Genomic DNA, 22,094 nt, shown 5'->3' with positions numbered 1-22,094 from the left:
CTCAGAAAAAGGATGTGTTGAATTGCTGTCAGCGCGTTGGCAGATTATTGCTGGAACGACTGGCAACGCTTTGTATCAGGTTCGGGTCCTGCAGCAAGGCCATGGTTTCTGCCGGTGTCAGCCATGCTTCCAGCGTGTCTATGGCGGTGGTTCGCTCTGCCTTGGCTTTGGCCAGTACCTGAGCGGCGTTGAAATCGGCATGGTCAGCAACGGTGTCTGGTAACTGGGCACAGTGCCAGGCGCGCAATGCGGGGTCGCTCATCAATGCGGCCAGCGTCGGTGTCAGCGCTGTTTCGGCTGACCTGGCGCCTGTCAGGCGTTGGTGGACGTCTGTCAGGGTTTTGCAGGGTCGCTTTTCTTCCGGTGTACGCAAAATCCCGATACGTTGCAGAATCTGCCCGGGCCCGCGTTTGCCACTTATCCAGGATAACAGTGCAGATGACATAAGACCTGCGGTCACCGGCAGCGTCCATAGAAACAGATCATAATGCAGGTAATAGGTAAGGCCGGAGATCAGGACGCCAACAACGATATGCCAGCGATGTCGCAGCCATGCGTCGGTGAAGGAGATCGAACCATCATCTCTGCGCTGCGGCTTCCAGCCACTGTCGCCGCCCGTGAATATCTCCCATACCATGCGACTCTGTGCCAGCATCATGATCGGCGCAATCAGGGCTGACAGCAGGGTCTCGACCAGAACGCTTAGCGTGACCAGAAGTGGGCCTCCATAGCGGAAGCAGCGGCGAAGATTGATTATGGCGCTGCACCAGCCCAGGAATTTCGGTAGCAGGACAATAACCATGGAAACAATAAACAGATTGATGGCGCGTTCGGAATCGAACACAGGCCAGGTTGGGAACAGGGATGGCTGGGTAAAATACTCCGGGCGGGTGATGTCGGCCTGCACCGCCAGCAACAGGCCGGTGACAACCAACAACAGCCAGAACACTGCACTTAAATAGGCCATGATGCCTGAGAAAATATGAAGTCGGCTGGTCATTGCCAGGCCGCGTGCAAACAAAAAACGAGCGTGTTGCAGATTGCCCTGACACCAGCGCCGGTCGCGGACCATGACATCGGTGATGGAGGGTGGTGGTTCTTCGTAACTCTCATTCAGGTCTGTTGCCAGTTTGACACCCCAGCCATTGCGTCTGAGCAGTGCCGCTTCGATAAAATCGTGGCTGATCACGTGACCACCGAATGGTGCTTCGCCTTTGAGAATAGGCAGGTGCGCAGAATCGGCAAATGCAGTGGTTCGTATTATCGCATTGTGACCCCAGAAATTACTGCCTTCGCCGTGCCAGATCGACAGGCCATGACTGAAAATGGGTCCATAAAGGCGATTGGCGAATTGTTGCAGGCGAGCGTACAGAGTTTTCCCCCAGACTATGGACGGCACCGTCTGCAGCAGGCCCAGCCCTGGTTCAGCCTCGAGGCGCCGCGCCAGTTCGATCATAGTGTCAGGTCCCATTACACTGTCGGCATCCAGCACCAGCATGGCTTCGTAGCCTCCACCCCAGCGCATGACCCAGTCGGAAATATTACCCGCCTTGCGTTCACTGTTGTCACGTCGATGTCGGTAGTAGACAGGACACTGTTCGTCGCTGTTGGCGGCCAGTCTGCTAAACGCCTGTTCTTCCGTTAGCCATGCGGATGCGTTGTTGCTGTCGCTCAGAATAAAAAAAGAGAATTTTCCTGGCGCCGATTCAGCAAGGCTGTTTGCCATGGCGGCAATGGCGGCAGCCACCCTGACCGGTTCTTCATTATAAACCGGCACCAGAACCGCGGTCTGAATAACCGGGAGTTGGTCGTGGAGCTGGCGGCGGCCGCGCAGATCACGGGCCATCAACAGCAAAAAACCGAAAAGGGCCTGAGCGCCGGCAAAACTGATCCAGGCGAAGTTAATGGAGAAAAGGGCCAGAAACACCCACTGCAGTACCGTAATACTCCGGTTCAGGACGGCATACATTTCGTAGATACCATAGCTGGCTAGCGTCACAGTTGTCAGCGTCAGCAGCAGGCGCATGCACCAGGTCCATACACGAAACGCGGACACGCCGCTACGAAGAGCGCGGCCTGGCGCATGCTGGCGTTGACGCGGCATGACAAGTGGCTGCTCCGGGGGAAGTGCAAATTTAGCCTGGTTGGTCACGAGATCAGTTTCCTGTCCAGCGATAGAGCCAGGTTTCTCCAATCGCCTTATCCTGATAGGTGGGCTTGGCGCGAATTTCGCTGAGTCTGGCACCTTCTGGGTCAAAGGTGATGATGAGGCGAACGCCATCGCGATGATTCGGCTGAACAACGGTTTCCACCAGACTTCCCGCAGACAATGTCACGTCGAAGGTCACCTCCTCCAGATTAATGTCTGATGCCAGGTCGCTGTAGTCAATGACCATCTGGGGATAGGGTTCTGCCAGTTTCAGGCCATAGGCGCTGCGTACGACGCGGCCAAAACCTTGCGGCAGAGGTCGTTGATCCGGCCAGCTCATGTGATAGGCAAACTGAAAGGGTTCGCCTGGTTTTAACGGGGTTGCCGGCCGCCAATAAGCAACAATATTGTCATTAAATTCATTGGGCGTGGGTATTTCCGCCAGCACCACATGACCTTCACCCCAATTGCCCGTGGGTCGGATCCAGGCTGACGGGCGTCGGTGGTAGTCCGCTTCCAGATCCTGGTATTCTTCAAGTGTCCGGTGTCGTTGCATCAGCCCGAACCCCTGCGGATTAATATCCATGAACGCACTGATCTGCAGGCCGCGCGGGTTATTCAAGGGACGCCAGATGTATTCGCCCATGCCATTGACGATGGCCAGACCATTGGAGTCATGCACGGCGCTGCGATAGTCCGGGCGGTCAGAGGCATCCATGCTGCCAAAGGTATACATTGAGGTGAGTGCGCCGATACCAATGTGTCGAAGCTCCTGGCGGGCAAACAGCGTCGCTTCCACGTCCATGCGAGTAGGCGCGCCGGGGTAAATGCCGAAGCGGTAGGCACCTGCCACCCTTGGGCTGTCAAGCAGCGCATGAACCACAATACTGTCAGCCCGCGATGAGGGGCGTTCAATCCAGAATTCCCTGAATATGGGGAATTCTTCTCCAGTGGGTTCTGCCACATCAATCGCCAGTCCGCGCGCCGACAGGCCATAGGACTGTCCTTGCGACACGGCCCGGAAGTAGCTGGCGCCCTGAAACACCACAAACTCATCCTGGTAGTTTTCATTGAAGGCATAGTGCAGCCGGAATCCTGCGACCTTGGAGATGGACGTCAGGATTTCACCAATTTCATCGGATACGCCTTCGAACGCATCTTCATCAAGCGGAATGGGCAACGCCTGACCATTTTCGACGATCGAGATATCAACACCCGTGTCATAAAGACTGCCAGGCGCAAAGAATTCGATCGAGAAACGGGTGGGCGTGTCTCCCCAGACGGCGGCGCCCTTGCGGTAGCGGATACTGCGATACTGGTCGTAATTCAGTGACAGGAGCTCTTCAGGCACTTCCTGCAACGGCTGGAATCGGGTTTCGGCAAGCGTGCGGGCCGCTTCAACAACTACGCTGCGGGAAAAACGTTCGTCCTGCGCTGATGCCCACGCGCTACAAAACGATAACATCAACATGGTCAGCATGACTGGAATGACGACAGCGGGTTTTGTATTCAAGAGGGGCGCGGATAGTGTTAACTGCATGATTCACTCCGTTTGAACCGTATATCCGTATTTGACTGCGCTAAAGTAGCAGAAAATTCAAATTTAACTATGGGTTTGGCAAAAAAAATCCGTCCGCGCCTGTGGGTCGTAACAAGGGAGACCCACAAAGCGATTCGAATCGTTCATGGCAGTTACGTTAACACATTCCCGGCGGATGACTGATTATTCGGAATTTGTTATGTTCCTCATGTGGTTAAGTAAAAAAATTAGAAGCGGGCCGCTGTCATTCAGGGCTGCAGTGAATACATGTTTGTGCGGAGATTATAATGAGATCGCTCATTGAAGGTCCAGGTCTCGGGGTCCATGCAGCGATTCTGCTGGCGCTGGTATCCTCGAATGCGCTGGCGGCAGACACACAACAGTCAGCCAACGCCAACAACGACAATGGCAGCGCCGGGCAGGCGGCGGTCCGGACTCAGGCCAGCGAAGACGTTGACGACGTCGATGACTCTACCGTGGTTTATCCGGCCGCTTTCTTTGAGCCTTACAGCCCGGTCTCTGCCAATGACATGCTCGACCGAATCCCCGGCGTCTCTGTCGGCGGTGGCGGTGGCGGCGGGCGTGGTTTGGGCACCGGTGGCGATCTGCTGATCAATGGCCAGCGCCTGGCCGGTAAAGACAATTCCCCCCGCGATCAACTCAGCCGCATTCCCGCGCAGGAAGTGCTGCGAATTGAAATCATCCGTGGTACATCGGGCGATCTTGCGGTACGCGGCGCCGGGCAGGTAGTCAATATTGTGCTGACTGATGTCGCCAACAGGGCCAGTACGTCGGCGGAACTGATCGCCCGCCTGAATCATGATGATGAATTCGAAGTAGGCGCAGAAATGTCTCACAGTCGCCAGATTGGCAATTTTCAGGCGCTGATTGGTATTGAGGCTCGCCCCAATTACGAGAATCGCGAAAGTTCGGAAATTCAGCGTAATGTTGCCGGTCAAACGATTGGTTCGTTGTTTGAAAGCAACGTCCGCGATCAGGACGAGCTGGAACTAAGTACCAATCTTGGCTACCGCACTGGTGCGCATCGGATGCAGCTGAATGCGCTGTACGGGGACTCCGGTTACCCTCGACGCATTCGTCGTGATTTTGTTGTATTCGATGGCGATGAAAGTACGAACGTTGCAGAAGAGGAAGAAATTGCCAACGACCATTTTAACTGGGAAGTCGGCGGCGACTACGAATACAGTTTTGCCAATGACCATCGGCTGCAATTGTTATTCATTGCCAACGATCAGACCCGTGACTCAGTGCGTGAACGTTTTGATGTCTCTGCAGATGCCGCGGCAAGTAGCCAACGTGCCAAAGTACTCTATCTGGAATCCAATCAACGCACCCGCGAGCGCATTGTTCAGGGTAATTACAGTTTTCCCATAGGCGCTGGTCAGGATCTGCGACTTGGCGTGGAGCGTGCGGATACCCAGTTGGATTCAAGCCTGTTTATTGGCAGCTCAGGCGGCAGTGCGCCGGCGTCGGAACGCTACGGCGGGTTGTCGCCGCTGCTGGACATATCCAATCCTGGTACCTCTGTACAGGAGATACGGTACGAAGGCTTTGTGTTTCATAACTGGACTATCAATGACCGCATGACGCTGGAGAGCAGTGTGGTCTACGAAACGTCGGAAATCTCCCAGACCGGGGTGGTCGACAACAGCCGGCAATTTGATTTTGTTCGACCATCGCTGGACTACCGCTTCGACCTCACTGAGTCATTTCAGATTCGCGCCACTGTCGAGAAGGATGTGTCGCAGCTCAGTTTTGCCAATTTTGCTGCCACTGCCAACAATTCTGATCGCGATCAGGATGCCGATGCCGGCAACCCCGAGTTGGAACCGGAGCGTGAAACAAGATACGAGCTCGGTTTTGAGTACCGTTTGCCCAATGACAACGGTGTGTTGAATACACGATTCTTTTATCAGGATATCGAGGATTATATCGGCACGATCAATGCAACAACGGATGCGTCGCAACCTATTTCTGCCGTTGGAAACGTAGGTGACGCCGAACGCTGGGGCGTCATCAATGACTTCAGTACCCGGTTGACCTATTTCAATTTGCCCGACGCCATTGTGACGGGAGAGCTCAATCTGTTTGACTCACGTATTACTGACCCGTTTCTGGGCAATCAGCAACGGATCAGCCGTCGTGGTGAAGCATCATTGGAGTTTCGCCATGATGTCACCAGCCTGAATCTCAACTATGGCCTGGAGTATGACTATCCGTTCGATGGCGGCGAGTACGATATCGATATCACCACTGTCAGTCGGAACGATCAGCAACCGTCTCTGGACCTGTTCGTGTCAAAAGTGGTGTTAGATGACATCACGGTCCGGTTGGAGTCAAACAATACTCTGAATCAGTCTCGCTGCCGGGAGCGTCGGCGTTACGATGGTACCACCATCAGTGGTCGTATCAGTGAAATCGAGGATTCGTGCAGCAGCCGTTACCGGCGACTTACGCTGCGCGTGCAGACAACGTTCTGAACCCTGCCCCACCTGAAATGGACGGGCCCAGTTCGTTGCCTGCCGATTGATCAGTGTATTAAAGCTCGCCAGCGGCCTCCGCTTCGGCACGTCGGGCACCGGCAAGGATACCAGGCATGGCGTAGTTGCCTTCATGGCAGGCATATTCGTACATCGGGCCTTCGGTAGCGTGGTAGCTCAGCTCTGCCGTCCAGGGCTGGCTGTACAGATTGTCATCATCGACAGTGAACTGATACACGATCTCAGTATCGGAGTAGCGCATGAAACGCTCGGTGATGACGCCGTCTGTGGTAATCGGGACAGAGCTCTCGGCTATCTGCTGAGGATTGATGTTGACTGTTTCCACGACCAGCCAGCCGTCTTCGTACCAGCCCCGGGAGTCGCCGAACCATTGCTTCAATTCCATCGGGCGCGTATTGGCGCGCGCCTCTTCGGCACTGTCGTACAGCGGTATGATGCGGGCATCATGATTCATTTCCACCAATATGGTGAGGTAATCTTCAGTCTGCACAAACTGATAGGTGCTGTTATACAGTGTGCCCATCATGCCGGGGCCCGCGGTATTGCCAAAGCCCAGAAAACAACGCTCGGCCAATGGCAGTGCTTCGGGTCCGTCAGCATTGCCCTGGCCGGTGACATATCGTGCTCCGAAGCTTCGGGCTATTTGCACTTTCGGTGTCTCCAGACGCGGAACGCGGCCGTTTTCAGGGTCAATGACGTACGAGGTGCGGAACTCGCCCTTAACCAGGGCCAGATTGGAACCGGGATCAATCCAGAAATCATTGTAGCCGCGCAGACCAAAGTCGAAACTGCCAGCGGGAGGCGCCTCGCCGGTGCTTGAGTCCGGCGCTTCAACCTCATTGATGGGCAGGCCGGCTACCGAGGTATTGTTGACAATCGTCTGTGCCTCTTCCGGTGTGACCACCAGTTTGTCGACGCCTTGCGGCCGGTTCAGGCTGGTCAGTGACGCATTAGTCCACAGGCCGCCAAGGTCGGGGCGCTCAGCGTCCTGAGCAATCACCAGAGTTGATGCCATGGCCAGGGAAAGCCCTAGCAGCGTGGATTTTGCAACGTGTTGACGTGCCTTTAACATATTCAGGCTCCTGATAATGGTCTGAATCGAATAGAAACATTTAAACCTAACGTTATCGCTGTCGACGGCGCTTGTAAAGTCAGTTCAGGTCAGTTCAGGCGGAAACTGATTAAATTCAGAAGCCATCCCGATCGCGGAAGCCAAGCAGGTACAGGATACCATCGAGCCCCAGTGTTGAGATTGCCTGTTTGGCTGATTTTTTCACCAGAGGCTTGGCGCGGAACGCCACACCCAGTCCGGCAATGGACAGCATGGGCAGGTCGTTGGCGCCATCGCCGACAGCAATGGTCTGTTCCAGGCTGATGCCTTCCCGGTGCGCCAGCTCGCGCAGCAGGTCGGCTTTGCGTTGACCGTCCACGATGGGCTCCTGTACAGCGCCCGTGACCCGGCCATCCTCGATCAGCAACTGGTTGGCATAAACATAGTCAATGCCGAGCTTTTTCTGCAGACGTTCAGCGAAAAACGTGAAACCGCCTGACAGTATGGCAGTTTTGTAGCCCAGTCGTCGTAGCTGACTGATCAGGGTCTCGGCACCTTCGGTCAGTCGCAGTTGCGCATCAATGGCTTCCAGCGTGGTTTCAGGCAAGTCTTTGAGCAACGCCATGCGTTCCCTGAAACTGGCCTGAAAGTCCAGTTCGCCGCGCATGGCGCGCTCGGTAATGGCCGACACCTGCTCACCAACGCCAGCGGCCTTGGCCAGCTCATCAATGACTTCAGCGTCAATCAACGTCGAATCCATGTCAAAAACCACCAGGCGGCGGTTGCGACGGAAGATATTGTCCTGCTGGAAGGCGATATCAACATTGAGCTCCTGGGCAATGGTCAGAAACTCGGCGCGAAGTGCTTCGGGGTCTTCCGGTTCGCCGCGGACGGAAAATTCGATACAACCTTTACCCTGATCGCCGTCCAGGCCCAGCGCCATGCGCCCGGACAACCGGTCAATGTGGTCAATATTGAGCCCGTGCCGGGCCGTAATCGAGCTGACGCGAGCGATATGGTCGGCGGTTATTCGGCGCGCCAACAGGGTGACAATATGCCGGGACTTGCCCTGTCCGGTTACCCACTGATCATAGTCATCAGCGCTGACAGGAGTGAAGCGCACCTGTTGATCGAGCTGCGAGGCCCGTGCGCGGACATCATCCAGCACCTGTGCCTTCTCGTGCTCGGCATCAATGGCGACCAGTATGCCAAACGACAGGGTGTCATGAATGACAGCCTGGCCAATGTCCAGAATGCTGACATCAGACCGGGCCAGTATACCGGTGATAGCGGCGGTCAATCCGGGACGGTCGGGACCGGTAATATTGATCAGGACAATCTGTTTCAAGGCGAAGCGCTCCGCAATCCTTTAGGACAGCCAGCCAGATTGGTAAACCGGGCTGGAAAACCCGGTCGACGGTTCAGGCAGGCGACTGAAAGCGCGTATTGTACCCGCAATTGCGTGGGGCTCACAGGTGCTGAGAGGTCACTCGGCGTTGCGACAAAGCCAAAGGCGGGTATACTCCGATGCAACTCAATAAAACGGAACCACTTCAATGAACAAACTTGCTTTTGCTGCCAGCCTGCTTAGCTGTGCCAGCCTGCTGGTCGCCTGCAGTGACAACTCCCCACCGACCAGTGCAATTGTCGCCAGCAGTGATGAACAATGTGATGCGGCAGACCTGGTATTACACAATACCACGGTTTATACCGCCAATGACGCCCAGTGGACGGCTGATGCGGTGGCCAGCAAAGACGGTCGTATCGTGTTTGTTGGTAGCAACACCGATGCCAGGCGTTACATGTGCGGGTCGGCCAATGTCATCGATATGGCAGGCAATACCGTTTACGCTGGTTTTACGGATAGCCACCAGCATCTGGAAGGCATTGGGCGTCGTACCAAAACCCTGAGCCTGTTCGGCATTGCGACTCTGCAGGAGACTGTACAGACCATCGAAAACTGGGCCGACACCATCCCCGAGGGCGAGTGGGTGTTGGGCCGGGGCTGGATTGAACGCGAGTGGACCGACCAGCAGCGTTTTCTGGATAAATCGGACGTCGATGCTTTTACCGCCAACAAACCGTTGTACATGCCGCGCGCCGACGGGGTGTCTGCACTGGTCAATTCGCGGGCGCTTGAGCTGGCAGGCGTGACGCGAGATACGCCGGATCCTGAAGGTGGGCGTTTTGAGCGTGATCTCGATGGCAATCCGACCGGTTACGTACTGGCCAATGCCATGAATGTATTCCGGGATATTCTGCCGCCGGAAACAGATGCGTATCTTAAGGACAATCTGCTGCGTGGGTTGCAGGCGAATGCGGCCTTGGGCTGGACCCAGACGCAGGATGCTGGCATGTCCTACCGTCTGGTTGACCTGCTACAGGAGATTCACGCCGAGGGTGACATGGCGCACAGAGTGTATGCCGCCATCCCGATAGCTGAGGCCAGTGAAATGCTGTCACGCGGCCGGCAGACCACGGCGGACGACCTGTTTGATGTGCGCGGCATCAAGGTGTTTATTGATGGCACGCTGGGGTCGCGCGGCGCTGCTCTCATCAACAACTATTCAGACGCGGACCACAACGGGTTCATGAACCGCACCACCAAAGAAGAGTTGGTGCCGGTGCTGCATGCGGCCCTGCGACAGGGCATACAGATTGAAACGCATGTGATCGGAGATCGCGCTGTGCGCACGCTGCTGGACTGGTACGACGAGGCCTACAATGCAGTGCCACGCAATGAATGGGCCAGTGAAGACCTGCGCTGGCGCATGGAGCATGCCCAGATCATACCGCCCAGTGATCAGCAGCGCTTTGTGGAGCTGGGTGTGTTGCCATCGATGCAGCCCAGTCACGGTATTGGTGACCTCAACTTTGCACCGGATCGGCTCGGTGCTGACCGGCTCGGCTACGCCTATCCGTGGCAGCAACTGGTCGACCAGGGTCTGATGATTCTGGGCGGGTCCGATGCCCCCGTGGAAGCAGGTGATCCGCGTATCGAGTTTTATGCCGCCATCACGCGTAAGCGTCTGGACGGTACTGATGGCCCCGGCTGGCATCCGGAGCTGGCAGTGTCGCGCGCAACCGCGTTAAAAATGTTCACCCTCTGGCCGGCTCACGGGGCGTTTCAGGAAGATATTCGCGGTTCGATTGAAATTGGTAAATATGCGGATTTCACGGTTTTTGACCGTGATTTGATGACGGTGGAGCCACAGGCAATTCTGACGGCGCAGCCAGTGATGACAGTCGTTGGCGGGCAGATAACCTACCAGAACCGGCAGTAGCAGGAAGGCAGCTGTAGCGCGTTAATCGTCCTCCGAGCGCGCTTCGACTGTCTGCAGCTCGCCGTCCTGGGCGAACACGGATATGATGATGGGGCGACAGCAAACACTGCAGTCCTCGGTATATTCCTGTTCATCGACAGAGCAGTCAACAACAACCTCGATCGATTCCCAGCAATAAGGGCATTGTAAATGTGCCAGATCAGTTAGCATAATAGAAACCCTGTGACTGTCTGCAACGTAACAATAAGGTTTAATGAGAGCAAGTATTTCATGAAGGGCCATACTGCCATTCAATCAGTCAGGCTTTTTATCCTGTGTTTATTCCTGGGTTTTGCGTTATTGGCGCGAGCGCAGACGGATGATATTTATTTTGAGCACCTGACGGTTGCCGATGGTCTGTCTCAGAACTCGGTGCATGCCATTGTTCAGGATACAGAGGGTTACCTGTGGTTCGCGACGCAGGATGGCCTGAACCGTTACGATGGCTACAATTTTCTGGTGTATCGCCATCAGACTGACGACACCGGCATCCCCACTGCGCAAGCGTCACTGTCCAGCAGCACTGTGTGGTCTTTATATGAAGACCGTGCAGGCACTTTGTGGGCGGGCACAGACAACGGGCTCAATCGTCTACAGCGAGCAAGTGGTCGTTTTGTGCAATACAACCATGATGCCGATGACCCTGACAGCCTCAGCCATCCCACTGTGACAGCACTGTTTGAAGACGATGCCGGCAATTTCTGGGTTGGTACGTCTCGCGGCGGTCTTAATCAACTGGACCGTGAGACAGGTCGCTTTACACATTTCCACCATGATCCTGACAATCCCGACACGCTGAGCAGTGATCGTGTGAACGCGTTGGTCGGAGATAACAACGGTTATTTATGGGTGGCGACCGAGGATGCAGGGCTGAACCGGCTTGATGTCAGTACCGGCAACGTGCGTCGGTATTCCCATGAGCCGGATAATGCCAACAGCCTGTCGAGCGACGATCTGACCTCGTTGCTGGTGGACGCCGGGGGTACCGTCTGGATAGGCACAAATTCAGGCGGATTGAATTCGCTGGATCCACAAACCGGAACATTCACGCGTTACATGCACCACCCCGATGTCGCCGGCAGTATCAGCTCCAATTCGCTACGCTCGGTGTATGAAGACAGTCAGGGACGATTGTGGGTTGGGCACTATCTGGGCGGCGGGCTGGACCTCTTTGATCGTGAAACCGGAGTTTTCAGTCCCTTGCCGTACCAGCCGGGCGTTGATAACACACTCAATGATGATCACATGTTAACAGCGCTGGAAGATAGCAGCGGCATCATGTGGTTCGGCACGCATGTCGGCGGCGTGAACAAGTATGATGCCAAGCAGGCCCGCTTTCGTCATTACCATCATGAGTGGTGGAGTGATAACAGCCTCAGTGAAGACACAGTACGTGCATTCTTGAAAGCAGGTCGTACCCTTTATATTGGCACTCAGGGTGGCCTCAATGTACTGGATCTGGATACAAGAAATTTTGTCCATTACGCTTATGACCCTGATGATGAGCAGGGAATTCCGCACAATATTGTGCGTGCGCTGGATATGGATGCGCAGGGGCACCTATGGCTGGCGACGCACGGTGGTTTGTCACGTTTCGACCCGGTGACTAAGACCTTTACCAACTATCATCACCAGCCCGGTAATCCGTCGAGTCTAAGCAATGATGTGGTCTGGCGGGTAATGATCGACCGGCGAGGCAGTGTCTGGGTTGGCGCACGCGATGCACTCAACAGGCTTGACCCGGAAACGGGGCGCTTTACCCGCTATCGTCATGACCCGGATGATTCCGGCTCCATACCCGGCGACCGAATAACGGCGCTTTATGAGGATCGTGCTGGCAGAATCTGGTTCAGTACCATGACAACCGGCGTCAGTCGGCTGGATGTCGAGACCGGGGAGTTCATTCATTTCAGGCACGACACAGCAAACGAAAATTCACTCAGCAACGATTCGGTTTTTTCCATATTTGAAGACAGGCAGGGCGCCGTCTGGTTTGGGTCACGCAGTGGCCTCAGCCGGCTTGACTTTGAGACCGGTACGTTTCATCGCTACTCTGTCGCTGACGGTCTACCCAATGATGTTATTTACGGCATTCTGTCAGATAACAATGATCGGCTGTGGATGAGCACAAACAAGGGTATCTCTCGGTTCGACCCTGAAACCGGCACCTTTGCCAATTTTGGCATTAATGATGGTCTGCAGGGTGAGGAATTTAACAATGGTGCATATTACCGCGCGGATTCCGGAGAAATGTACTTTGGTGGGGTCAATGGTTTCAACGTGTTTGAGCCGGGCGCGATTGAAGAGAGTGCCTATAACCCACCCGTGGTTGTGACCCAGTTCAGCGTGCTAAATCAGGATCGTGCAATAAGCAGCGACAGTGATCTGGTTGAACTGAGCCATTTTGAAAATTACCTGTCATTCGAATTTGCTGCGCTTGATTTTTCTGCGCCAGAACGCAATCAGTATGAATACCGTTTGTCTGGTGTTGACAGTGACTGGATTCCATCGGAGGGCCGTCGTTATGCCAGTTATACAAATCTGCAGCCTGGTCGCTACGAGTTTGAAGTCAGAGGCAGCAACAGCGATGGCAACTGGAGCACGCAGCGAGCATCGCTGGCAATCTATATCGCTCCGGCATTTTGGCAGACGGCCGCTTTTCAGGTGGCGCTGACAATAGCGCTGATTGCGGTGTTGCTAATGCTTTACCGCTATAAGACCATTACTGTCAGTCGTCGTAATCAGGTGCTGGAGACGATGGTCAGTGATCGCACACTGGAGTTGACGCGCGCCAATACCAATCTGCAGGAAGAAGTAATACGGCGGCAACAGGCAGAAGAAGAAATTCGACAGATTGCCTACAATGATTATCTGACCGGACTGCCGAACCGGCGCCTTTTTATGTCGCTGGGTGAGCAGGCTTTGCACAGCGCTGCGCGTGAGCAAACCAATGCCGCGATCATGTTCGTTGACATTGATCTGTTCAAGGAAATAAATGATAGTTGGGGACACGATGCTGGTGACAGCGTGTTGGTGACGCTGGCAGAGCGCATTCGATCGGTTCTGCGCGCCAGTGATCTTGTCTGCCGCCTGGGTGGCGACGAGTTCGTGCTGTTACTCACCGATATCAAGGATGCTCAGTTCGCCGTCAAAGTGGCGGAGAAACTCAAAGAGGTCATTACCGCCCCTATTGATATCAGCACGCTGGTCTCAGGTCAGTCGCATCAGGTCAGCGTGGGTGTCAGTATTGGTATCAGTCTTTACCCGGAAAATGAAGATGATCTTGAAAAGCTGCTTATTCTCGCAGACCAGGCGATGTACAAGGCAAAAAAGGATAGGCAGACCTTTTTCTGTTTCCATTCCGATAATGCTACCCTGCCCGGGTGAGACAAAACGTCTGAGCCACCTTTTGCCAGAGATACCGTTAATATGAATTCGATTTCCCGCGCGATAGGCCGCCGTCTTGCTGCCTATCTCAGCAAGCCACGTCCTGGCTATGAACGCTTGAGCCGCTTGCCATTACAGGAAATCATGCAGACCTTGCAGCCGGCAGATATTGTGCTGGTGGATGGTAACAGTCATATCAGTACCGCCATCAAATACCTGACACAGTCTACCTGGTCGCATGCCTGCCTGTATGTGGGTGGGAGTCAGCCTGACCCTGATGTACCCAACCTGATTGAGGCTGATATCAATAATGGGGTGACGCAGGTCGCTCTGCGTAAATATGAACAGTACAACCTTCGTATATGCCGGCCGATTGGTCTGAGTGATGCCGACAGGCATAACATTATTGAGTTTGCCCGGGCCAGGCTGGGGCATGTTTACGACCTGAAGAACATTTTTGATCTGGCGCGCTATCTGGTACAAAGCCCTGCGGTGCCGGTCAGGTACCGCCGCGACATGATCACCTTCGGTAGCGGCGAGCCGACACGGGCGATTTGTTCAACGTTGATTGCCGAGGCCTACCTGGAGGTGGGCTACCCTATTTTGCCGGACTGGATACGGGTTGAAGACAAGCAGGGCGAACAGGTGAAAGTGGCACGTCACTTTACTCACTATGTGCCGGGTGATTTTGATTTGTCACCTTACTTCAATATCGTCAAACCGACTATTGAACACGGCTTTACCATACGGAATCAGCCCTGATTACCATCTGGCACTGGCGAGTTTGTCCGGATCTAGCGCGGCCTTGACCCAGAAGTCGAAAGCGGCAAACACGGATTGCTGTCGTGTCATACCAACCTTTTCAAAGGTTTTGCGGCGGGCCGCTGCGGTCATCACGTAATATGTTTAAAAAAATAGCAAAGGACGAGTGACAGTTAATGGAATATCTCCCCGTGGACCCTGCCTATAAAACCCTGCTGCGAGTGGTCATCCTGATTGATACCGTACTGCTTCTGATTCTGTGCGTGCTTCTGAGTATCGCAATTCCGGCAGTTGCACCGTGGCATGGCGCGTTCGCTGCCATGGTCGTTCTGCTGCCGGCGATAACGCTGATGACAGTTTGGGTCAATAAACGATACCGGCTGACCGGATACGTTGTGCAGCCCAGGGCAGTGTATTTTCGCACCGGTGCACTTTGGCGTACGCAGACGGTAGTCACTCTTAACCGCATTCAACATGTTGAAATCACTCAGGGGCCGCTGGAACGTTGGCTGAAAATTGCACGGCTGGTCATTTATACCGCGGGTGGTAAAAGCTCCGATCTGACGGTGCCAGGGTTGCCACTACCTCGCGCAGAAGGCATTCGTGACGGCCTGCTGCAGAAAATCGACGCGCAGCCCGATGCTACGGAGGCAGTCGATGACCAGCTTTGAGCGCGTATCTCTGTGGGCGCTGATTTATTTTATCGGGCGCACACTGGTGCTGTTTGCGCGACATGCCCTCAATCTGCTGCCGTTGCTGGTTGTTATTGTCACCGGTGGCGAGCAACTTCGTACGACTCTGCTGTGGGCGATTGCTGTGGCTCTGCCGGTACTGATTGTGGCTCATGCGGCGGCGTCATGGTGGTTTTTTCGATATTGCGCCACCGAGGACACACTGCATCTGCGCGAGGGTATCTTCAAGCGCCGGCAACTGACTCTGGAGTACGAGCGTATTCAGCAGGCTGATATCCGCCAGCCCTGGTACTTCCGGCCTTTCAGTCAGGCTGTGTTGGGTGTGGAAAGCGCGGGATCACAGGGTCGGGAAGTGGAGTTGGCAGGCCTGACCCATACCCATGCCGAATCACTCAAACAGGCCATGATGCAACACAGGCGGGTACCTCATGCTGACCGGGAGACGTTCAATGGAGAAACATCTGCCTCATCAACGACGAATCTTGAAATGGTGTTGCCGGCACGTGAGCTCGCCCGATTTGGTCTGATTCACAACCCTGTGCTACTGGTATTTCCCGTCGCGGGCTATTTATTGTCGCAGTTCGATCTGGTTGATGAGTGGGTGTTGCCTCGGCTGGAAGGTCTCAGTTACGCTACGCTTAATGGTGGCAGTGTGCTGCAGAATGTGTCGTTATGGAGTGCCGCACTGATGCTGATACTGGCCATCGTTATTGGCCTGTCCGTGTTGATTGCCATTATTCGTTACCACGGTTTTACGCTGACGGTGGCCGGGCAACGATATCAGACCCGTGCCGGGCTGCTGACTATCGTCAGCCGTAGTTTTCAATACATTCGCTTGCAGCGTCTGGTATGGAGCCAGGGCCTGGTCGCGCGTCTGCTCAAGCGAAAATCGCTGCGCATTGATCAGTCAGGACGACCCGACACAATGAAACAGGCGAAAACGTTTTTTATTCCGGTGCTTGATCATGACCGAGAGAGCCAGCTCTGGCAAACCTTGCGTTTGTCCTAGCCGGTCTGGCAGTCTTTTCATCCCATGAGTATGGCACTGCCCTGGTTTATTTTCACCTCGATGACCGCCATCATAGCGGGACTGGCGACCAGTGGTGATGTTTTCTGGACCCTGCTGACGGTGGCGGTCGGGGCCAGTCTGATTGCGCTGCTGGTGTGGGGGCGCTGGCGCCGAAGAGCCTATTTTGTTAATGATGACTGGCTCGCACTTAGATATGGTCTGTTCGGTCAACAGCAGCGTTGGATTCCTGCCTGCAAAATGCAGACCTTGCGCGTCCGGCAAGGGCCCTGGTTGCGACTTTGGGGTATGTCAGCACTGCTGGTTTACAGTGCTGCCGGTCGGGAACGTATTGCCTGGTTGCCGTGCCGTCAGGTTGAGGCGTTGCAAGACCACTTGATGTCGATAACGGCTAATTTCCAGGGCCGGTGGATGTAGGCGGGCTGTGCCCTGACCGTGGGGGCTATGTCAGTCAAGACCGCTGAATATGTGTGTCCCCGGCTCAGGTGCCGAGTTCTACCCGGTTTCGTCCTGCTACCTTGGCCCGATAGAGAGCATTGTCTGCCATCCGCAACAATGTGTCGCTGGGTTTTTCCTGAGTCATATCTTCGGTATATGACGGCACCATGGCTGCCGCACCGATACTGACAGTCACCACCTGTTCTATGGCTGCGTCGTGAGTAATCTTCAGGTTGGCAACGGCGATGCGAATCTGCTGCGCGATATTGACAGCGTCATCGGCTACACAGTTTTCCAGTATGACTACAAACTCTTCGCCACCATAACGCGCTGCCAGATCAGTGCTTCGATAGACGCGATCTTTCAGTACAGTTGCTATATGTTTCAGGCACTGATCGCCGGCGAGATGACCATAACGATCGTTGTAGCGCTTGAAATTGTCAACATCAAGCATCAATACTGCCAAAGGTTGTTGTGAACGCATCGCACGTTCCCATTCGTCATTCAGGACATCATCAAAGCAACGTCTGTTGGCCAGGCCAGTCAGCGCGTCGGAGATGGACAGTTTTTCCAGTTCGGCATTCAGTATCTGTAACTGTTGTTCCCGTATTGCAGTGCTCTGGCCGACATCGCGGAATGTGTGCACGGCGCGGCCCAGTCTGCCCAGTTCGTCGTTGCCCTCAGGCGGCAGCGCAACATCGTAGTGTCCGGCTGCAATCATTTGCATGGCATTGCTTAGCGTGCTTATCCGGTCGATAAGATGGCGAATCACATGAAAATAGAAAAAAGCGGCAAGGCCCAATAGTCCGGTGATCGTGATGCCTAATAGCAGTATCAGAAAAACCTGGCCGGTCCAGGCCACAGCCTCTCCAGCATTGTCTATTTCAGCCAGTTCCTGGTTGACCAGGCTGTCTACCTCGGCGTTGACCTGATTGATGATACGCTGGTTATCCTGGTTCCAATTTTCCCCTGTTTCCAGAAGCGTCAGCTCGCTGCGCCTGAGCTCTATAATACCTTCGGAGCCAGTACTCAGTTCCTGCATTTCCAGAAATCGCGACTGCAGGGCCGATGCAAGGTCCGACGACAACTTTTGCAGTGTTTCCCGCGCGTTGCTCAGGGTGGCTTCGACCACCTGCTCCGACAATGCCAAGGTTGTTGCACTGGGATCTTGTCCGGCTGCCAGCAACCGGCCGCCGACCGACTCGATATCGGCGTAGAAGCTGGCGAGTGGTATGAGAGGAGCCGTGTCGGTGGCCAGTGCAGCAATCTGTTGCGTAGGAGGTTCTGATCGGCTACCGAGCAGACGAATGACGTCACTGTCTCCTTCCAGTATTCTGATGCGATGGGTCAGGTTCTGCTGGAATGCCTGCAGAATGCTCAACAACCTCCCTCGTGCAGCAATCTGCTCGTCGATCAGGCTCAGCCTCTGGTCCGCCAGTGCACGCAAGTTCTCCAGATTCAGGTTAAGGGCGTGACTCAGCCGAATGACTTCCGCCGCGGAATCGGCTCCCTGTGTGACGACCAGGTCATCCAGGGCCAATTGCAGGTCTGACTGTGCCCGCGCAACTCGCGCAAATGCTGTTTCTCGTGCCTGGCTGCTGCGAACGGAAACGAGTAGGGAGCCGGCTGCGGCCAGTGTGTCAACGGCCTTTTCGGCATTGACGCTAGCCAGTGTTGACGGCAGTCGGTTATCCAGAATGTCGCCAACGCCGCGCGTCATCAGGGTCGACGTCAATAATGCAATGGCCGTGACCAGAATCATGAAGACGGCCATCGCGGTGATGCCCAGCAAAAAGCTGGCGCGTATGCCCAGCGCAGCCACCCGCTTGCGCAGCGGCGAATCAGTCGAGAGGAACACGTTGCCCCGCCTGCCAGTTGAACCAGGAAAACGCCGGGTAGGGCGTGCTGATGTCGCCATTGGCTTCAAAGCTAATGGTGCCCAGAACGGTGTTCAGAGGTTCTGCACGAATGGCGTTGGCGACCGCTTCGGCCTGCAGGCTTTGTGCCCGGCGAACGCCTTCTAGCCAGACCTCAGTGGCAGCATAGGCCAATAAGGTGTACCCCTCGGCATCAAATCCCAGTGACTTGATGGCTGCGACTGCGCTTCCGTTCAGATCTTCATCAGCCAGTCGTGTGACGTCAGCGGGGGAGGTGAACGGGATGCCGTCAGCCGCCGCGCCTGCCGTTTCCATGAATATTGACGACACCAGCGTATCGCTGCTGATAATGTTAAACGGCGCGGCCACCTGCCGGGCCTGGCGGACAAAAACGCCGCTGTCCAGCGCACCGCCAACCAGGTACACAACATCAATGTCTGCTGCCATGAATTGCATGATTTCGTTAAGATAGGATGTTGCAGAAGCGGCGCTTTGCACAACAAGAGTGGGTTCAATACCATGGTTGCTCAATTCTGCGATGGCGGAGTTGGTCAGGCCCATTGAGTAATCATTAAATGAGCGAAAGAAACCCAGTTTTTCGCCAGAATGATGGGTCGCAAGCCAGTCAGCGGCCATCTGACCCTGAGCGTCATCGCGTCCTATCATGCGGAAAATGCTGGAAATCCCCATTTCAGTGACCGCCGGCGCGGTAGAGGATGGTGTGATTTGTAGAATGTCATGGGCGGCATAAACCGGCGCAGCGGCAATGGTCGTGGCTGAGCAGGAGTGACCGATTATTACGTGAGGTGGCTGTTGTACTATCTCAAGAGACAGCTTCTCAGCGATCGCCTGCCGGCAGCGGTCATCGTATTCTTTAATACGAACCGGCCGTCCCAGTAGCGTGCCATCGGTCAATGTGCTGATGGCTGCATTGACGCCAGCGATAAACTGCATGCCGACATAGAAACTGGTTCCCACCATCGGGCCGACAATAGCCAGATCGATGGGTCTTGCGTTGTCTGAGGGCGGCGCATCAGGCCTCTGTGCCTGGGCCACGCTCGAATTCAGCATCGCGATAATCGTGACCGTGGTTAATAAAGAGACCAGGGAACGACAGGGAGTCATGGTGTTTGAGCCTCCGGGCAAGGTGTTTGGCGCTATTCAGCGTTGATTACTGCCATCGAAGTTCATTGTGCCCATCTGGTCATGGATTGCACAAGCTTTATCTGCCGTTTGGGCTGGTCTGCGCAATGACAGTATGCACCATATACATCTTGCGCAGGCTTGCCAGTGTCAATACAAAGGGGTAGCTGTCAGGCTGGCCCATGCTGCGCGACAGCACGTTGAGCACACTGCTCAGTCTTACCCACTGATTGACGTTGTCCAGAAAGCGCGAGGTTGACTGTTTGTCACGGCATTGAAACGGGCAATCTTCGAGGTCGGTTTCGGTAAATGGATCGGTACGGAAACTCAGCGTATCAACGGCAATCCCGAACTGCTCAGCCGCGCTCAGCGTATCGGTCATGTGCAGGTAGTGCGCCCAGGTTTCAGCCCAGTCTTCCCAGGGGTGAGAGGCGGCGTAACTGCTGATATAAGTTGACTGCCAATCCGGAGACGGGCCGCTCTGGTAGTGTTGTTGCAGTGCTACACTGTAATTCAGCCGCTCGTCGCCAAAGAACTCGCGACAGGGTTTCAGCCAGGCCGTGTCGCGTACCAGTAAATCCCAGTAATAGTGACCTGATTCGTGTCGGAAATGGCCAAGCAGGGTACGGTAGGGCTCGTGCATCTGCTGTCGCAATTGCTCCCGATGTGCAGGGTCGGCTTCCATAATGTCGAGGGTGATAATACCGTCTTTATGCCCGGTCATCACCGGGGGTTCTCCCTGCTGCCAGCGCAACAGCTCAAAGCCCAGGCCGCGATAGGGGTCGATTGTTCGGTTATGCACTGACAGGCCGAGCATGATGAGTTGCGCGACCAGCTGGCGTTTGGCACCTTCGCAGGCTTGCCAGTAGTCGGCGTTATCGGAATGGCTCAGGTCCGGGATGGTAATATTGAGTGCGCAGGCGGTACAAAGATTGCCCGTGCGCACATCGGTGATCAGCCAGTTGCACAATGCCGGTGAGTTAAGATTGGCACAACGACTGTAGCGGCGTCGGATACTGGCGGGTTCACCATGAATATGCCACAGCTCTGAATCTGCATCCGAGTGCTTGGCCGGTTCCAGGCTTGTTACCTGCCCCAGTTCAGGATGGTAGGCAACAGCGGCACCACAGACCAGGCAGACAGAATTGTCGAAAAACAATAACTGTCCACACTGACAATGGTGTACATGGCTGTATGATTTGCCGAGGACTTTCATCGACTACTGCTTTTGCTCCTGAGTGAGCTCCGCCGGACCATCAAAATAGGTTTTTCGTATGGCTTCGTGCAAATCAGTGAAGTCGATCTGAATTTCATCGACGAATGCATGAAGGCGATCAGGCTCGGCAGCAAGCACCGAGATAGCAGCTTCGGCCAGGTGTGTGCGGCAGGTTTCCACTTCATTGAGTGCGGTTTCATTGCGCGGCAAAGTCGACAGGGCATTGGCCAGTCGTTCTAGACTGCAGGCAACGGCACGGGGAAAATTGCGGTTCTGCAGCAAAAAACTGAGTACATCAGGGCCGCGAATTCGTAAGCGTACATGCTGGCGGTACATTTGATACCCGGTGAGCGATTTAAGCACACTCATCCACTGCAGGTTTTCAAAAGGGGTCAATTCACCCGGACTACGTGGTAGCAGGTTGGCGGAACGCACGTCGATAATACGGGTCGTCATATCGGCGCGCTCAAGCTGGCGTCCGAGCATAAGAAACGTGCGCACCTGGGTATAACTCAAGGAGCCTTCGATCAGGCCGTTGACAGTTTGGCAGCTACGAATGACACGGCGCAGAAATGCATCGCGCTTGCGCGGCGTGACGCCGGAGTCGACCATTTCACGAACGCCCAGATAAAGCTGATTGATCTCTTCCCAGATTTCGCGTGGAATGACGTCGCGTGTTGTGCGCAGGTTTTCCCGGGCAGCGGACAGGGAGCTGATAATGGAGCCGGAATAACGCCGGTCACTGCAGATGAAAGACAGCACGCTGGCTTCGTCGCGATGTGGGTAGAGTTCGTCAAACAGTTCACCGTGACCGGTAATGGCGATGATCTCTGCCCAGCCGAGCTGTGTAGCGCGGGGCAGGTCGAGCATCAGGTTGCTGTTTACGCTCAGCAGTCGTGCGGTATCTTCAGCACGCTCGATATAGCGGGCCAGCCAGTATATGTTTTCTGCAACTCGTGAAAGCATC

General features: G+C 55.0%; 17 protein-coding genes. 7 read left to right on the top strand and 10 right to left on the bottom strand.

The genetic code is table 11. From position 1 onward, the window contains the following. Positions 1–28 precede the first annotated feature (28 nt). Positions 29–2,152: a glucans biosynthesis glucosyltransferase MdoH gene (gene mdoH, locus PHACT_RS03975; RefSeq protein ID WP_281201712.1), complete on the bottom strand. Its 2,124-nt coding sequence runs from the start codon at positions 2,150–2,152 to the stop codon at positions 29–31. A gap of 4 nt (positions 2,153–2,156) precedes the next feature. Beyond that, the gene (locus PHACT_RS03970; protein ID WP_070116021.1) at positions 2,157–3,689 is read right to left on the bottom strand and encodes a glucan biosynthesis protein G; all 1,533 of its coding nucleotides are present in this window, start codon (positions 3,687–3,689) and stop codon (positions 2,157–2,159) included. A gap of 287 nt (positions 3,690–3,976) precedes the next feature. On the opposite strand from PHACT_RS03970, the gene PHACT_RS03965 reads away from it, so the two are divergent. Beyond that, a complete protein-coding gene (locus PHACT_RS03965) occupies positions 3,977–6,190 on the top strand; it encodes a TonB-dependent receptor plug domain-containing protein (protein ID WP_070116020.1) in 2,214 nt (737 codons plus the stop codon). A gap of 58 nt (positions 6,191–6,248) precedes the next feature. Here PHACT_RS03965 and PHACT_RS03960 read toward each other — a convergent pair whose 3' ends face one another. Then, entirely contained in the window at positions 6,249–7,283 is a 1,035-nt protein-coding gene (locus tag PHACT_RS03960; RefSeq protein ID WP_070116019.1) for a hypothetical protein, read from the bottom strand. A gap of 115 nt (positions 7,284–7,398) precedes the next feature. After that, a complete protein-coding gene (gene serB / locus PHACT_RS03955) occupies positions 7,399–8,610 on the bottom strand; it encodes a phosphoserine phosphatase SerB (protein WP_070116018.1) in 1,212 nt (403 codons plus the stop codon). A gap of 208 nt (positions 8,611–8,818) precedes the next feature. Between serB and PHACT_RS03950 the strand changes: the two genes are divergently transcribed. After that, on the top strand, positions 8,819–10,546 hold the full coding sequence (locus PHACT_RS03950; protein WP_070116017.1) for an amidohydrolase: 1,728 nt from the start codon (positions 8,819–8,821) through the stop codon (positions 10,544–10,546). 21 nt (positions 10,547–10,567) lie between these two features. On the opposite strand, the gene PHACT_RS03945 is transcribed toward PHACT_RS03950, so the two are convergent. Beyond that, the gene (locus PHACT_RS03945; RefSeq protein ID WP_070116016.1) at positions 10,568–10,756 is read right to left on the bottom strand and encodes a CPXCG motif-containing cysteine-rich protein; all 189 of its coding nucleotides are present in this window, start codon (positions 10,754–10,756) and stop codon (positions 10,568–10,570) included. 60 nt (positions 10,757–10,816) lie between these two features. On the opposite strand from PHACT_RS03945, the gene PHACT_RS03940 reads away from it, so the two are divergent. Together PHACT_RS03940 and PHACT_RS03935 are read left to right on the top strand one after the other, a co-directional pair. After that, positions 10,817–13,972, top strand: a complete 3,156-nt coding sequence (locus PHACT_RS03940) for a ligand-binding sensor domain-containing diguanylate cyclase (RefSeq protein ID WP_070116015.1) — start codon at positions 10,817–10,819, stop codon at positions 13,970–13,972. A 42-nt stretch (positions 13,973–14,014) separates the two neighbouring features. Continuing rightward, on the top strand, positions 14,015–14,734 hold the full coding sequence (locus tag PHACT_RS03935; RefSeq protein WP_070116014.1) for a YiiX/YebB-like N1pC/P60 family cysteine hydrolase: 720 nt from the start codon (positions 14,015–14,017) through the stop codon (positions 14,732–14,734). Here PHACT_RS03935 and PHACT_RS16590 read toward each other — a convergent pair whose 3' ends face one another. Then, positions 14,735–14,866 (bottom strand): hypothetical protein, encoded by a 132-nt coding sequence (locus PHACT_RS16590; RefSeq protein WP_281201711.1) that lies wholly within the window; start codon positions 14,864–14,866, stop codon positions 14,735–14,737. A 44-nt stretch (positions 14,867–14,910) separates the two neighbouring features. On the opposite strand from PHACT_RS16590, the gene PHACT_RS03930 reads away from it, so the two are divergent. Genes PHACT_RS03930 through PHACT_RS03920 form a run of 3 tightly spaced genes read left to right on the top strand, consistent with a single transcriptional unit; the run spans position 14,911 to position 16,870 of the window. After that, entirely contained in the window at positions 14,911–15,405 is a 495-nt protein-coding gene (locus PHACT_RS03930) for a PH domain-containing protein (RefSeq protein WP_070116013.1), read from the top strand. Continuing rightward, the gene (locus tag PHACT_RS03925; protein WP_070116012.1) at positions 15,392–16,435 is read left to right on the top strand and encodes a PH domain-containing protein; all 1,044 of its coding nucleotides are present in this window, start codon (positions 15,392–15,394) and stop codon (positions 16,433–16,435) included. The genes PHACT_RS03930 and PHACT_RS03925 overlap by 14 nt, the downstream gene beginning before the upstream one ends. 24 nt (positions 16,436–16,459) lie before the next feature. Then, positions 16,460–16,870 (top strand): PH domain-containing protein, encoded by a 411-nt coding sequence (locus tag PHACT_RS03920; RefSeq protein ID WP_083264323.1) that lies wholly within the window; start codon positions 16,460–16,462, stop codon positions 16,868–16,870. 64 nt (positions 16,871–16,934) lie between these two features. Here the strand turns inward: PHACT_RS03920 and PHACT_RS03915 are convergent, their stop codons facing one another. The 4 genes from PHACT_RS03915 to PHACT_RS03900 all read right to left on the bottom strand — a co-directional run bounded on the left by PHACT_RS03915 (position 16,935) and on the right by PHACT_RS03900 (position 22,093). After that, positions 16,935–18,749: a GGDEF domain-containing protein gene (locus PHACT_RS03915; protein ID WP_070116010.1), complete on the bottom strand. Its 1,815-nt coding sequence runs from the start codon at positions 18,747–18,749 to the stop codon at positions 16,935–16,937. Next, entirely contained in the window at positions 18,733–19,839 is a 1,107-nt protein-coding gene (locus tag PHACT_RS03910) for a branched-chain amino acid ABC transporter substrate-binding protein (RefSeq protein WP_169819384.1), read from the bottom strand. The genes PHACT_RS03915 and PHACT_RS03910 overlap by 17 nt, the downstream gene beginning before the upstream one ends. A 151-nt stretch (positions 19,840–19,990) precedes the next feature. Then, on the bottom strand, positions 19,991–21,127 hold the full coding sequence (locus tag PHACT_RS03905) for a zinc-binding metallopeptidase family protein (protein WP_070116008.1): 1,137 nt from the start codon (positions 21,125–21,127) through the stop codon (positions 19,991–19,993). Positions 21,128–21,130: 3 nt separating this feature from the next. Continuing rightward, positions 21,131–22,093 carry an alpha-E domain-containing protein gene (locus PHACT_RS03900; protein ID WP_070116007.1) on the bottom strand — a complete coding sequence of 321 codons (963 nt, stop codon included), beginning with the start codon at positions 22,091–22,093 and terminating at the stop codon, positions 21,131–21,133. Position 22,094: the final 1 nt, after the last annotated feature.

This window comes from Pseudohongiella acticola (assembly GCF_001758195.1).
Taxonomy (GTDB): Bacteria; Pseudomonadota; Gammaproteobacteria; order Pseudomonadales; family Pseudohongiellaceae; genus Pseudohongiella; species Pseudohongiella acticola.
The sequence above is the reverse complement of the archived record's forward strand: the minus strand, read 5'-3'. Positions and strand labels throughout refer to the sequence as shown.

What these genes read in the sequence shown, in the direction of transcription:
- PHACT_RS03930 (WP_070116013.1), top strand. Translation starts at nt 14,911, where the DNA reads ATGGAATATCTCCCCGTGGACCCTGCCTATAAAACCCTGCTGCGAGTG.
- PHACT_RS03970 (WP_070116021.1), bottom strand. Translation starts at nt 3,689, where the DNA reads ATGCAGTTAACACTATCCGCGCCCCTCTTGAATACAAAACCCGCTGTC.
- PHACT_RS03960 (WP_070116019.1), bottom strand. Translation starts at nt 7,283, where the DNA reads ATGTTAAAGGCACGTCAACACGTTGCAAAATCCACGCTGCTAGGGCTT.
- PHACT_RS03950 (WP_070116017.1), top strand. Translation starts at nt 8,819, where the DNA reads ATGAACAAACTTGCTTTTGCTGCCAGCCTGCTTAGCTGTGCCAGCCTG.
- PHACT_RS16590 (WP_281201711.1), bottom strand. Translation starts at nt 14,866, where the DNA reads ATGACCGCAGCGGCCCGCCGCAAAACCTTTGAAAAGGTTGGTATGACA.
- PHACT_RS03920 (WP_083264323.1), top strand. Translation starts at nt 16,460, where the DNA reads ATGAGTATGGCACTGCCCTGGTTTATTTTCACCTCGATGACCGCCATC.
- PHACT_RS03965 (WP_070116020.1), top strand. Translation starts at nt 3,977, where the DNA reads ATGAGATCGCTCATTGAAGGTCCAGGTCTCGGGGTCCATGCAGCGATT.
- PHACT_RS03935 (WP_070116014.1), top strand. Translation starts at nt 14,015, where the DNA reads ATGAATTCGATTTCCCGCGCGATAGGCCGCCGTCTTGCTGCCTATCTC.
- PHACT_RS03905 (WP_070116008.1), bottom strand. Translation starts at nt 21,127, where the DNA reads ATGAAAGTCCTCGGCAAATCATACAGCCATGTACACCATTGTCAGTGT.
- PHACT_RS03925 (WP_070116012.1), top strand. Translation starts at nt 15,392, where the DNA reads ATGACCAGCTTTGAGCGCGTATCTCTGTGGGCGCTGATTTATTTTATC.
- PHACT_RS03940 (WP_070116015.1), top strand. Translation starts at nt 10,817, where the DNA reads ATGAAGGGCCATACTGCCATTCAATCAGTCAGGCTTTTTATCCTGTGT.
- PHACT_RS03900 (WP_070116007.1), bottom strand. Translation starts at nt 22,093, where the DNA reads ATGCTTTCACGAGTTGCAGAAAACATATACTGGCTGGCCCGCTATATC.
- PHACT_RS03945 (WP_070116016.1), bottom strand. Translation starts at nt 10,756, where the DNA reads ATGCTAACTGATCTGGCACATTTACAATGCCCTTATTGCTGGGAATCG.
- PHACT_RS03910 (WP_169819384.1), bottom strand. Translation starts at nt 19,839, where the DNA reads ATGCTGAATTCGAGCGTGGCCCAGGCACAGAGGCCTGATGCGCCGCCC.